The sequence below is a fragment of the Maritalea sp. YIW29 genome (genome assembly GCF_057219265.1).
The window spans coordinates 764,681-777,505 of sequence record NZ_JBXVVF010000002.1 but is presented as its reverse complement, the minus strand read 5'-3'; the positions used below and the strand labels follow the sequence as shown (position 1 = coordinate 777,505).

The window sequence follows — 12,825 nt, the reverse complement described above, 5'->3', positions numbered from 1 at the left end:
TAAGTATGAGCAATCAAATGTGGGGCGGTCGTTTCGCTTCAGGCCCAGACGCCATCATGGAGGAAATTAATGCCTCCATCGATTACGATAAGCGCTTCTATAAACAAGATATAGAAGGCTCAAAAGCCCATGCCACCATGCTTGCCGCCACCGGCATTCTTACCCATCAAGATAAGGATGCAATTCTAAAAGGTCTAGATCAGGTTAGATCAGAAATCGATGACGGGACGTTCACTTTTTCGCGCGCGCTTGAAGACATCCACATGAATGTTGAAGCACGGCTGAAGGATCTGATCGGCGAACCCGCTGGACGTTTGCACACCGGCCGCTCGCGCAACGACCAAGTCGCAACTGACTTTAAGCTTTATGTGCGCGATAGCATTGATATGTTCATCAGCCAGATTAAAACGCTGCAGCTTGAAATGATCAATCGCGCAGAAGAAGAAGCTGAAACGGTTATGCCGGGCTTCACACACCTGCAAAGCGCGCAGCCAGTTACATTTGGTCACCACATGCTGGCCTATGTGGAAATGCTAGGCCGTGATGCGTCGCGTTTTCATGGCGCCCGCAAACGGCTGAACGAAAGTCCTTTGGGCGCAGCAGCGCTTGCTGGTACATCATTTCCAATTGATCGCGAGATGACGGCGAAAGCTTTGGGCTTTGAACGCCCTGCGGCCAATTCACTGGATGCCGTCGCGGATCGTGACTTTGTTTTAGAAGCGTTAAGCTGCGCTTCAATTTGCGCCATGCACTTATCGCGCCTGTCCGAAGAATTGGTGATTTGGTCAACGGCACAGTTCCGGTTCGTCAGCCTGTCAGACAAGTTCTCAACCGGCTCTTCCATCATGCCGCAAAAGCGGAACCCAGACGCAGCTGAACTCATCCGCGCCAAAATTGGGCGCATCATGGGCGCACTTACCTCGCTGACGATCGTGATGAAAGGCCTGCCATTGGCATATTCCAAAGACATGCAAGAAGACAAAGAAGTCGCTTTTGATGCCTTTGATAGTCTTGGCCTGGCGCTTGCGGCCATGACGGGCATGATCAACGACCTAAAAGTCAATCGTGAGGCGATGCGCGAAGCAGCGGGTTCTGGTTTTTCAACCGCAACTGATTTGGCCGATTGGCTGGTTCGTGAAGCAAATGTACCGTTCCGCGATGCGCACCACATAACTGGATCTGCTGTTGCACTTGCCGAGAAAAAGGGCTGCGAATTGGATGCGCTGACAATTGAAGATTTCAAGCAAGTTGATGAGCGCATCGACAGCCGGGTCTTTAAAGTCCTCAGCGTTGAAAACTCCGTGAAAAGCCGCACATCTTATGGTGGCACATCGCCAAATAATGTTCGTGAACAAGCGGCACGTTGGAAATCTCAACTCGCCTCAGAATAAGAGCCAGACAAAATGGTCCATCATTTTCAATATCGCAACGGGCATTTGCACGCTGAAGACGTCGACTTAACCGAATTGGCTGGTGACATCGGCACGCCATTTTACGTCTATTCGACGGCGACATTCACCCGCCATATTCGGGTTATGCAAGAAGCGTTCAAGGGGGTTGATACGCTGGTCGCCTATGCGATGAAGGCCAACTCAAACCAAGCAATGCTTCGACTTGTCGCCAAAATGGGCGCGGGTGCGGATGTTGTGTCTTTGGGTGAGTTAAAACGCGCTCTAAAGGCCGGTATTCCTGCCAACAAAATCGTGTTTTCAGGCGTGGCTAAAACCCGCGCTGAGATGGAACTCGGGCTAGAAGCGGGCATTAAATGCTTCAACGCTGAAAGTGAACCCGAACTTGAACGGCTTAATGAAGTCGCGAAAGCCATAGGCAAAGTGGCCCCCGTTTCTGTGCGCATCAACCCAAATGTGGACGCGAAAACCCACGCCAAGATCTCAACGGGAAAAGCCGAAAACAAATTTGGCATTCCGTTTGAACGGGCAAGTAATGTCTATAAGCGTATTGCAGAGCTTGAGCACTTGGACGCTACCGGGATCGATATGCATATCGGCTCGCAAATCACCGAGCTGGAGCCATTTAATAATGCGTTTAAACTCTTGGCTGAATTGGTCGGTGAATTGCGCGAAGAGGGCCACAATATTCGCCATGTCGACGTTGGAGGTGGCCTTGGCATTCCCTATGGCACATCAAACGATGTGCCACCCGACCCGCTCGCCTATGCGCAAGTTGTATTCAAAAACGTCAAAGATCTAGATTGCGAGTTGGTTCTAGAACCGGGTCGTTTGATCGCGGGCAATGCCGGCATTTTCGTCACCAAAGTCGAATATGTTAAAGAGGGTGCAGACCGCACCTTTGTCATTGTTGACGCTGGTATGAACGACATGATCCGGCCAACACTTTACGAAGCGTACCATGAAGCAAAGCCTTTGGTTGAAGACCATCAGTTGCTTGAAAAGCGCGGCGATATCGTTGGTCCTGTTTGCGAAACAGGGGACTATCTCGCCCGCGACCGGCAGCTCCCCAAAGTCAATGAAGGCGAGTATATCGCCATCATGAGCGCGGGTGCATATGGCGCGGTGATGTCTGGCACCTACAATACGCGGCCGCTATGCGCTGAAGTGCTGGTTGACGGTGATCGCTATCACGTCATTCGTGAACGCCAAGACCTTGATGCGCTCATTGAATTGGATAGTGTCCCTGATTGGTTGGACTAGAAATATGTGGGGCAAGTTGCCCCGCTCCTCCGCCCATGTCAGGCCACTTCTGACCAGCGCAGCTTCTGCTGATGCACAAGGCAAGTTTTATTGAATAATTGCAGCTTAATCGGATTGGGTTGGCGCACGTCCGAAAGTTCTGGAAATGCTTTGCCCGACTGCTCAAACGCCCGATCAATTTGCGAAATCAGCAAAATTGTGATGCCAGATGACCGGGCAAACTCACTTAATTGTTTAAGCTGGATATCAAGTTCGGGATTAATGCGTCTTTGATCCAGGAGCTGAAGATAATCAACCACCGCAACAGAACCTCGCGGCGCATGCTTCATTTTTGCGACGATATGTTCAGCGCAAATTTCATCTGATGTATCAATTATTAGTTGGTTGAGAACAGGATCGCCACCTGCCATTTCCACGAGATACTTGCCTAATTCGTCGGCGTGAAATTCTAACGTAAAGAAATAAGCTTGGTGACCCGACTTCAATTTTAGCAAGGCCACTTGTAGCGCCACCATCGTTTTGCCTTGCCCCGGCCTGCCGCCAAGCAAAACCATGTCAGCTGGCTCCAGAGTTTGCGCAAATTTTTCAACCTGCTCAACAGATTGCGCCTTGGCGCTCAGCAGGCTCCAGCTTGTAAAGCCTTGAGTATTTGCGACTTGATCAAGCGCTTTATGCAACGGCAATTTGTTTTGCCTCGCGAGCAATTTTGCTTGGCGCTTTAGCTGAAATATTGGTGCAGATAGTTTCATTTTTAAGAACCTTCCATCGGACCAATCACGCAATTCCTCCTTATGCGTATAGCCCGAGCGGTGGGTTCAAAATCAAGAATATGCCCAATATGCAAATACTTCCCCATAACGGAGGTGGGCGGCACGGGTCATGCCGTGCCCAAAGCCTACTTGCCGAATGGGAAATTGCAACAACATTTTCTAAGGGATTTCGAGATCGAATAGTGACGGCAAGTTAGGCGCCAAGAGATCTCGCCAAGGTCACTTTTTCAACTTCGCCGCCTTCAAGCGCCTCGGCAACCTTTGCGCGGATATCGGCTAAAGTAAAAGGTTTTGGCACAATATCATGCACAAGCGCTTCCAACCCATGGGCACGTTCGCGTTGATCGGCAAAGCCTGTCATCATCAAAATTGTAATATCAGGATATTGCGCGGCAACGCTTAGCGCCAGTGCAATGCCATCCATTACCGGCATCTTGATATCGGAAAGCAGAAGGTCAAATTCACCATTATGCTCAAGCACAGCTTCAGCCGCGAGACCACCATCTTCGGTAACCACAACATCATGGCCGTCCATTTCCAATGCCCGGCTTACAAATCCGCGGACACTCGGGTCATCTTCAGCCAACAAAATCTTCGCCATCCCGATACTCTCCTGTACTCTAATTATTATTGTTGAACGCCTTCAATCGCTCAGCGGCGACTTTTGTTCCGGCGTAAACTGTTGGTCTTTTGTTTGGTTGTGCTGAACTCGTTTTCAATTTGTCAGCATTTTGTTGCTCGATAGATCTGGGCTTAACCTGCCAGTCCAAAAACTTCATTTTCACGCGCTTGACGTCGTTTGGCGGCGAAGACAGCTCGGTCGTAAACTCAAACACCCCATTTGATTCCAGCACAGCAAGTCCAGGCGTGGTGTTCCATTCATAAATGGTGTCGCCTGCTTCACCGATCAATGCCACTCGAATAGGCGGCAGATAAATCATCCGGTCCTCGATATTTGCAATATCGCTGCGCACCGTCAACACTTCGTGTCCGTCGCGCCAAACCCGGTCGGTTTTTACATTGATAAATTCAAGCCCGACAACGTTCACACTTTGACCGAAAAGCCGGTAAAATCCAGACATGTCGGGATAATGCTGCACCACTTTGTTTTTAAAGCCAAACATAAGCCCCAAAACAACGCACGTCGCCAATAGCGCACTATAGCTGACATTGCGCTTCAGCCTTGCCAAGGGCAACGCGCGCGCAACTTCTCTTCTGCGCTTTGCAATACGTCGCGAACGTTTCATCCGCTCAATTTGTTGACGACGACGCCCAGCATAAGACTTTAGCTCAACTTCATCATCATCATTGATTGAGTTGACGACGTCCTGTGCAGCGTCACGAGCACTCTCGACCGCTTCGGCTCCAGCATCCTCTTGATCTTCAAGTTCGTCGTCGCCAGCTGGCGGTTCTGCCATCAAATCAATTTCATTGCTGAATTCTTCAGCAGCCGTTGGCATCGGTGCTTCTTGAGCGGCGACAACATCTTCTTCGGCACCGAACGCGATATCAAGCGCATCTTCATCGACGGGTTCTTGGCTTTCGCTCGCGCCGATAGTTGACGCTTCGTCCATTGCATCCTGCACCTGGTTTGAAAGATCTTCCTCAATATGCTCTTGCGCGTGCCAAGATTGTTGGCAACTTGCGCATTGCACAGAACGGCCGTGGTCGCCTATTGCTTGCGCGGCAACCTCATAACGTGTGTTACAATTTGGACATACAATGATCATTGCAAAAACCGATGACTAAACTCGGCATAAATCTAACGCTGATTGTGTTAACACTCCGAAAAAACCTGCTACTAATCAGCGCGAAAACACACATCACTGTTAAAATGGTTTCTAAATGGTGATTCGGGAGTAGATCTTGATCAAATTTCAAAATGTCGGGCTTCGATATGGAAGCGGACCAGAAATATTAAAGACCCTCAATTTCAATATTGATCCGGGTTCCTTTCACTTTCTGACCGGGCCTTCGGGGTCAGGCAAAACATCTTTGTTGCGCCTGCTTTTACTCTCGTTGCGGCCAACAAACGGGCATATGGAAATGTTCAACCAAAACACCAGTGTTTTGGACAAATCCGCCTTGATGCAGATGCGTCAACGTATTGGCATTGTGTTTCAAGAATTTCGACTGCTGGAACACCTCACCACATTTGAAAATGTCGCCCTTCCCCTCGCCGTGCGTGGTGAGCCGGAAGAGGCATATAGATCAAACGTAGAAGAGCTTTTGGATTGGGTCGGCCTCGGCCATCAAATGAATGTGCGCCCCGAACTCTTGTCCGGTGGCGAGAAGCAACGCGCGGCCATTGCAAGGGCAGTGATCGCCAAGCCAGTGTTATTGCTGGCAGATGAGCCAACAGGCAATGTTGACCCTGAACTTTCTGAACGTTTGCTGCATTTGTTTGTTGAATTGAACCGGATGGGCACCACAATTATCTTGGCCAGTCACGAGCATCATCTGCTGGATAAGTTCAAGTTCCCTCGCCTTCAATTGGAAAATGGGGGCATCAATGTCACCGCTTAACCAATTGCTGCAAATGCTATCGTTAAAGTCGAAAACGCCGTTCCCGATTGTCCCGCGCCAATCAATTGCCGGGCGCACGCTCGCTTTGCTTGTTGGCATCATGACCTTTTTGAGTTGCGTCACGTTTGGCTCGGTTTTCTTGGTGCAAAATTCAGCCATAGCATGGTCGTCAGAAGTCGGGCGGGAAGTCACCATTCAATTGCAACCGGTCGAAGAAGAAATAATGTTATCCAATATCCGGACAGCAATTTCGATGGCCCACCAATCACCCGGGGTTAGCCGTGCGTTTGAACTCACGCTTGAAGACAGCCAAGATTTGCTCACGCCATGGCTTGGGGAAAAATTCGACATCAGCACATTTAACGTGCCCCGCTTGGTTGTTGTGCAACTCGGCAATCCAAGTCAATTTGATTTAGAAGATCTAAAAACCAAGCTGACAGCAGCAATTCCCGAAATCAGTGTCGACACCCACGCGCTTTGGCAACAACAACTCAATGCAATGGCAGGCACGGTTGTCCTATCTGGTACACTGGCCTTGATCCTGATTTTGGCAGCAACCGTTTTGGCAATTATCTTTGCCACTAGCGGCGCAATGGCCACGAACCGCGAAATTGTCGATGTGCTGCATTTCATTGGTGCTTCGGACAACTATATTGCTGGCGCGTTTCAAGAACGTTTCCTAGCGATTGGATTGCAGGGTGGTTTGATCGGCGGTGCGATGTCGATCCTGTTTTTCTTTATCGCCAGCACCATAACCAACGCGATATTGCCGGTGCAAAGTGCAACGCAAGTCGAACTCTTGTTTGGTCAGTTCACCCTCGGCTGGCTTGGGCTTCTGGGCCTCATTCTGGTTGTCGCTACAATCGCTGTACTAACAGCCATCACGTCACGAATTACTGTCCATCGCTTTTTGGCCCAAGTCGCACCATAATGATGTCGCATCATAACGGTTGATCGATAAAATCACCTGCTTGAGATCAAGCAGTCCCAAAGTTGAAAGTTACCTAAATGATTCTCCAAGCTATTCGGTCGCTGATATTTTATGCGTTCTTCTTTACGGTGACCGCCTTATTGGCGATTCCTTTTGGCATCTACTCGCTGTTTGGCCCCAAAATGTCGGGATGGTGGGTCGTCAAATTCTGGTATGTCGCTAACCTATTTCTATTGCGCTGGATTGTTGGCATCAAAACCGAAATAACTGGTCAAGAGAACCTGCCCGACGGCCCTTTCATCATTGCTTCAAAACACATGTCCGATTGGGACATTTTCGCACTGCTCGCCGCAACCAATGGCAAGCCGACCTTTATCTCCAAAAAGGAATTGCTGGATATTCCATTCTTTGGGTGGTGCATGCGCAACTTTCACACCATTTCGATCGACCGTAAGAACGGCCAATCTGCGTTGCCACAAATGGTCAAGCAAGGCAAAGAAGCAATTGAACGCGGATGTCGAATTGTCATTTACCCAGAAGGCACCCGCCGCGCACCGCTAGATGAGCCACGTTACAAATGGGGGCTTGCTAAAATGTATGTTGCGCAAAACGTGCCCGTTGTGCCCGTTGCGCTCACCTCTGGTCTTTATTGGCCGCGCAACTCGCTCATCCTTTGGCCCGGCACAGCACGCGCGAAATATATGGAGCCCATTCCAGCAGGACTTAGTTTGGAAGAGTTTCATCAGACCATTCAGGACCGAATTGAGCCTTTGACAACCCAAATGCTGTTAGAAGATATCGATGCTGGCCTGTCACGACCTATTACGCCTGCGCTTCAGGCACGAATTGACGCCCATCGGACCTGAACACACTATATATTGACAATTCATCTCCCGTTCACCATATATGTGGTACTGCTCCAAATACCAGATTGACAGATAGATCGTTTTGTTCTATTTTTGTTCTTCTTGGGTGTTGGAAAAGAATCGGGGAATGTAATGTCTGAAGCCATTCGACGACTAAATTTGAACAGTTCCGATCACGCCGCCAAGTGGGTGGGCCGAACAGGTCGCACTTATACCCTTGTAAAAATCGGCCTTGCCGATCTCAATATGGCTGGCAATCAACTTTGCCTTTTAGCCAAGCATAAAAATGACAGCGAAGATGCCCTATGGGTTGGAACGGGTGAAAACCTAATCCATGACGAGCAGAGCCGTCGCGCTTTCCTAAAAGCGGTGCATGTGGCCGATAGCGCCTATGTCTATGAATTGGCGGATAATGAAATGCCACCCCTTACGATGATCTGGGATTTAGAGGCAGCGCGTCTTCACCCGGAGCGCCACGCCGCTTAACCAAGCGGCGTTAATCGCTTTGGATCAGCGCGTCATGTAGCCATTTCAGCGTTTCGTCTTTGATTTTCATTTGTGCCAAATGCGCATATGTATTGATGACATATTCTGGATTTGCGCCCGAATTGCCAACGCCTTGACGCACTAAACGCAATTGTTCTTCCCGCGACAAACGGCCCGCATATTGGCGATGGTTGCGATCCGCAACAAATGTCAGCGCTTCAACAACCCGCCCATCTTCAAGCGTTACCTTGCGCAAGCTCTCCTTATAAACATCGTTGCCTTGCTCACGCTCACGTAAATAGGCGTGGGTTTTGTCCCATATGGCCCCGTCAACCTCAAACGCCATGCCGCGACACGCACCGCCTTGATCAAGACCAAACACTAAGCCCGGCCGCTCCTCCGTCCCACGGTGGGTGAACGAATAAATGCATAATTGCCGGTGCAAACCGCGCACAATGGCCTGCCGTGCATCGATGTACTCAAACCCAGGTCGCCAGATCAGCGAACCATATCCAAAAACCCAGTGACCCATAAATTGACCATATTGAAGAGGAATAAGAGACAGAACATGCCTTATAAGCTTTTCACGCCTGTTCAACAACAACCACAATCAAAAACATCTCATCCCAAGTGGGGTGACAATCATCCAAACCCGCGTTAGATCATCACTTATGACCAAGTTCAAAATCCTCATCGCCACTGTTGTTCTTCTCATTGTTGTCTGGACCGGCGGATGGCTCTACGGCACGACGCTGATCATCAAAGAGATGGATCAGCTCGCTTCAGCAAACAGTGTGCCGCAAGTCACATGCGATGATCGGTCAATCACCGGATTTCCATTCCGCTATGATGTTACGTGCAAAAATGCCACCCTTATATCGGGTGACGACCAAGTGGACATCGCGAACATCAAAGCCACCGTTCGGATCTATAGCCCTACGCACTTGATTGGCTTTGCTGACGCCCCGATCAATTGGCGCAACGAATTTACTGGCAGCCAACGCCAACTTGATTTCTCCCAAATGCAGCTGAGCGGTCGCCTGAACTGGAGCATGGAATTAATGCGTATCTCCGCGGTAGCTGAAGACTTAAAACTCGTGGATGATCTATTTGGCGCCATTGAATTGGCAAATGCCAAAACTCTTGAAGCGCACCTGATCGCGACCCAAAATGCAGATGCGGGTCTGCAAGCATTTTTTAGAGCTGAGGCGGCAAATCTAATTGAACTACAAGTCCAAGACGCCAATCTTAAAGTCGAATTTGAGCTGAGCGAGCTAAACCGCAATGTAAATGCATGGCATTACCCAACCATCTTGCAGCAATGGCAAAATGCAGACGGCAAATTGATTGTCCACAATATCGACTTCACGGCAACCAACATGCAATTCACGGCTGCCGGTGAAATGTTCTTAGACGAAGCTGGTTTGCTCAATGGCCGGGCCACCACCCAATCCAAAGGCTTGGTCGAACTGTTTGACCCTGAGGCCTATGGCTTGCTTGCCCCAACAATTTTTGGCGTCGCCAATTCGACGGGTGAATATAAGTCTTTATGGACAGCAAATGCTGGCACGGTGAGCCTTGGTGTTGCCCCACTCTTTTTCGTGCCAGCATTGTTTTAGGCGAAAGCTATTCGCTTTTCGCTTCGTCATCGTCCGAAACAACAACTTGTCGCCCAAAGTCAGGTGCATCAATTTCTTGACCCGCATCAATAATTGAGCGGCGAATATTGCGGGTGCGGGTGAACAATTCTTCGAGCATTTCCCCGTCGCCAAATCGCACCGCGCGCTGCAACATTGACAAGTCTTCAGAAAACCGCCCAAGCATTTCCATAACCGCTTCACGGTTTGTCAAAAACACATCGCGCCACATTTCGGGATCCGACGCAGCGATTCGGGTAAAATCCCGAAATCCACCGGCCGAAAATTTAATCACTTCAGATTTGGTCACACTTTCCAGATGGTCCGCGGTGCCGACAATATTGTAAGCAATTAAGTGAGGCAGGTGGCTGGTAATGGCCAACACCATGTCATGGTGTTCTGCGTCCATTATCTCGACGTCGCTGCCAACCGCTTCCCAAAATCGCTTGAGTTTTTCCACGCCGACATCGCTTGAGCGTTCCGCCGGGGTAAGAATGCACCAGCGATTGTCAAACAGTTCTGCATAACCCGCAGTTGGGCCAGAATTTTCAGAACCCGAAATCGGGTGCCCGGGCACAAACTCAACATGCTCAGGCAGCAAATCGGCCAACGTTTTGACCACATGGCCTTTTACAGAGCCCACATCTGTCAAAATTGAACTGGGCGCCAGTGAACCAGCTATTTGCTCAACGATCGCTTTATATGCACCAACCGGCGTGCACAAAATAACGAGATCGGCATCTTTAACCGCAATCTCTGGGTCAGAACTATAATGTGTTCCTAGCCCAAGTTTTTCTGCCTCTTGCAGGTAGGCTTCGTTTTTGTCCGAAATGGAAACTTCTTTGGCCAACTGCCCTCTAGCAATTGCCTGCGTAAGGGACGAACCGATAAGGCCGATCCCGATAATTGCAACTTTGTTAAACATCTTATTTTCAATTCTTTCGCATGCCGTGCAGCACCTGCATCAGCATTGTCATATCTTTTTCAAGGCCGATCGAAATGCGTAAGGCATTAGGCAATCCATACCCAGCCATCTCACGCACCACCAAACCTTTTGCCAACAGCGTTTCAAATGCATCTTTGGCCGTGTAGCCAACCTCATCCGAAAACTCGGTGAGCACAAAATTGCCTTGGCTCGGCCGTGTGCGGAACCAATTGGATTGTAATTCAGCAACCAATTTTTCACGCATCTGCTTGTTGTGCGCCTTTAGCTTAGCCGTGAACTCAACATCGCGAACGGCAGCCGTCGCCGCTTTCATCGCCGCGCCATTTACGTTGAATGGCCCACGCAATCGGTTGAACACATCCATAAAATGCGTCGGCCCGTATAACCAACCAACGCGCAAGTTCGCGAGCCCAATTTTTGAGAATGTTCGCGTGACCACGACATTTTCATGCGCGTCGACCAAATCAATTCCCAATTTGTAATCCGGGGCATCAACATATTCAGCATAGGCCGCATCAATGACCAACAGAACATCTTTGGGCAAACCGGCATGCAACCGATCCAGCTCTTCAGCTGAGAGGTAACTGCCCGTTGGGTTGTTTGGGTTGGCGAGAAAGACAATTTTTGTCTTCTCGTTCACCGCTGCCAACATGGCATCAATATCAGCCTTCAGATCTGTTTCAGGCGCAAAAACCGGATGACCACCTGCCCCGCGCGTCACAATCGGATAGACCAAAAATCCATATTGAGACATCACGGCTTCATCCCCAGCTTGAAGATAAAGTTGTGCTATAAGATGCAACAACTCATCAGAGCCCGAGCCTACGCCAATCCGTTCAGGATCAAGGCCGTGCACATCGCCAATCGCTTGGCGCAGTTCAGTTGTCGACCCGTCCGGATAAATCGCTAAATCGCCGCTATGATATCGATAGGCCTCAATGGCCTTTGGGCTTGCGCCCAATGGAGATTCATTTGCTGACAATTTAATTGGCTCAATGCCCGGCGCAGCCTTGGACTTGCCCGGCACATAAGCAGCGATTTCCAATATCGATGGATTAACCTGAGGACGGTCTGACACTTTTCCTGCTCGTTTCGTTGAAATATATTTGCGCGCTGCACCTTAATGAGGACATCACCAAAGCGCAAAGCAAACGGGATCGTTTTGGTTCGATTTATGCGAATTGACTAACTGGAATTGGCTGGATAGGCAGGCTGGGGCACAAATTCTGGCAATTTGACCAAACGCCCAGTGCGTCGTTTTCGAGTCACGGCGGGGAACATTTCCTTGCGCGCCCGCACCACCATCACCCCAGCAAATGCTGGACCAGCAAGCCGTCCGAGCCCCTCAAACAATCGCGCGGACTTTAAAACTGGTCCAAAATTACTGGGTGGCAAATAAAGTGCTTCCCGCCAAATTTCGGGCGTAAATGAATGATCGCGCAGCAATTTGCTCAATTGATTGCGTGAATATGGATGCCCGTGACCAAATGGGGTATTATCGCGCTGCGCCCAAAGCCCGCGCCGACGTGGCACAACAATCACAAGCCGTGCACCCGGTGTCGTCACCCGCCATAGTTCCTGCATAAGTTCTTCAGGTTCACGCGCATATTCAAACAGATGATTGGCAACAACAAGATCAACCGCGCTATCGGTGAACGGCAGCTCCAATGGATCAACAAGTGCTGTACGACACGGCCCTTCTTTAGGCCAAACCTGCGCGCCTTGGCGCGCCGGCATCAGCGAGATCACCCGCTCCGCATTGTGGGTCAGCCTTTTCAGATAGGGCGTGCTGTAGCCAAGCCCAACCACCCGTTGCCCATGGGCGCCATCAACCATTTTCCCCATAACATCTTGAATAAGACGTCGAGAAATCCGCCCCAACGGGGACCGGTAAAATTGCAGCAACTCATCGACAACAATAAACATCTGTTTCTACTTTTTGAAACGCTTAAGCTCGCACTATGCATTTAAGTGCGGACAATTTAAAGTTC

Annotated in this window: 14 protein-coding genes and 1 pseudogene; 7 read left to right on the top strand and 8 right to left on the bottom strand. The window is 49.8% G+C overall.

What is annotated here, in order from left to right; all coding sequences use genetic code 11:
* The first annotated feature begins 5 nt into the window (after positions 1–5).
* Both argH and lysA read left to right on the top strand, forming a co-directional pair.
* Positions 6–1,391 (top strand): argininosuccinate lyase, encoded by a 1,386-nt coding sequence (argH, locus tag AC2D8L_RS13000; RefSeq protein ID WP_484685911.1) that lies wholly within the window; start codon positions 6–8, stop codon positions 1,389–1,391.
* 12 nt (positions 1,392–1,403) lie between these two features.
* Positions 1,404–2,672 carry a diaminopimelate decarboxylase gene (gene lysA / locus AC2D8L_RS12995; protein ID WP_484685910.1) on the top strand — a complete coding sequence of 423 codons (1,269 nt, stop codon included), beginning with the start codon at positions 1,404–1,406 and terminating at the stop codon, positions 2,670–2,672.
* 38 nt (positions 2,673–2,710) lie between these two features.
* On the opposite strand, the gene AC2D8L_RS12990 is transcribed toward lysA, so the two are convergent.
* The 4 genes and pseudogenes from AC2D8L_RS12990 to AC2D8L_RS12975 all read right to left on the bottom strand — a co-directional run.
* A complete protein-coding gene (locus AC2D8L_RS12990) occupies positions 2,711–3,421 on the bottom strand; it encodes a DNA helicase (RefSeq protein ID WP_484685909.1) in 711 nt (236 codons plus the stop codon).
* Between the two features lie 214 nt (positions 3,422–3,635).
* Positions 3,636–4,043: a response regulator gene (locus AC2D8L_RS12985; RefSeq protein ID WP_484685908.1), complete on the bottom strand. Its 408-nt coding sequence runs from the start codon at positions 4,041–4,043 to the stop codon at positions 3,636–3,638.
* Between the two features lie 19 nt (positions 4,044–4,062).
* On the bottom strand, positions 4,063–5,016 hold the full coding sequence (locus tag AC2D8L_RS12980) for a hypothetical protein (RefSeq protein WP_484686413.1): 954 nt from the start codon (positions 5,014–5,016) through the stop codon (positions 4,063–4,065).
* Between the two features lie 57 nt (positions 5,017–5,073).
* A pseudogene (locus AC2D8L_RS12975) lies at positions 5,074–5,172 on the bottom strand (zinc-ribbon domain-containing protein); the annotation flags it as partial.
* Between the two features lie 136 nt (positions 5,173–5,308).
* Here AC2D8L_RS12975 and ftsE point away from each other — a divergent pair.
* The 4 genes from ftsE (at position 5,309) to AC2D8L_RS12955 (ending at position 8,251) form a co-directional block, all read left to right on the top strand.
* Complete coding sequence (gene ftsE / locus AC2D8L_RS12970) at positions 5,309–5,968, top strand: cell division ATP-binding protein FtsE (RefSeq protein WP_484685907.1); 660 nt, start codon at positions 5,309–5,311, stop codon at positions 5,966–5,968.
* Positions 5,955–6,899 carry a cell division protein FtsX gene (locus AC2D8L_RS12965; RefSeq protein WP_484685906.1) on the top strand — a complete coding sequence of 315 codons (945 nt, stop codon included), beginning with the start codon at positions 5,955–5,957 and terminating at the stop codon, positions 6,897–6,899. The genes ftsE and AC2D8L_RS12965 overlap by 14 nt, the downstream gene beginning before the upstream one ends.
* Positions 6,900–6,976: 77 nt before the next feature.
* On the top strand, positions 6,977–7,765 hold the full coding sequence (locus AC2D8L_RS12960; protein ID WP_484685905.1) for a lysophospholipid acyltransferase family protein: 789 nt from the start codon (positions 6,977–6,979) through the stop codon (positions 7,763–7,765).
* Positions 7,766–7,897: 132 nt separating this feature from the next.
* A complete protein-coding gene (locus AC2D8L_RS12955; protein ID WP_484685904.1) occupies positions 7,898–8,251 on the top strand; it encodes a hypothetical protein in 354 nt (117 codons plus the stop codon).
* A 10-nt stretch (positions 8,252–8,261) separates the two neighbouring features.
* On the opposite strand, the gene AC2D8L_RS12950 is transcribed toward AC2D8L_RS12955, so the two are convergent.
* Positions 8,262–8,783 carry a gamma-glutamylcyclotransferase gene (locus tag AC2D8L_RS12950; RefSeq protein WP_484685903.1) on the bottom strand — a complete coding sequence of 174 codons (522 nt, stop codon included), beginning with the start codon at positions 8,781–8,783 and terminating at the stop codon, positions 8,262–8,264.
* Between the two features lie 139 nt (positions 8,784–8,922).
* On the opposite strand from AC2D8L_RS12950, the gene AC2D8L_RS12945 reads away from it, so the two are divergent.
* Positions 8,923–9,870 (top strand): DUF2125 domain-containing protein, encoded by a 948-nt coding sequence (locus tag AC2D8L_RS12945; protein WP_484685902.1) that lies wholly within the window; start codon positions 8,923–8,925, stop codon positions 9,868–9,870.
* 7 nt (positions 9,871–9,877) lie between these two features.
* On the opposite strand, the gene AC2D8L_RS12940 is transcribed toward AC2D8L_RS12945, so the two are convergent.
* The 3 genes from AC2D8L_RS12940 to AC2D8L_RS12930 all read right to left on the bottom strand — a co-directional run bounded on the left by AC2D8L_RS12940 (position 9,878) and on the right by AC2D8L_RS12930 (position 12,760).
* Positions 9,878–10,813, bottom strand: coding sequence for a prephenate/arogenate dehydrogenase family protein (locus tag AC2D8L_RS12940; protein ID WP_484685901.1), 936 nt, complete (start codon positions 10,811–10,813; stop codon positions 9,878–9,880).
* 7 nt (positions 10,814–10,820) lie between these two features.
* Positions 10,821–11,912 (bottom strand): histidinol-phosphate transaminase, encoded by a 1,092-nt coding sequence (gene hisC, locus AC2D8L_RS12935; RefSeq protein ID WP_484685900.1) that lies wholly within the window; start codon positions 11,910–11,912, stop codon positions 10,821–10,823.
* A 107-nt stretch (positions 11,913–12,019) separates the two neighbouring features.
* A complete protein-coding gene (locus AC2D8L_RS12930; RefSeq protein WP_484685899.1) occupies positions 12,020–12,760 on the bottom strand; it encodes a class I SAM-dependent methyltransferase in 741 nt (246 codons plus the stop codon).
* Positions 12,761–12,825: the final 65 nt, after the last annotated feature.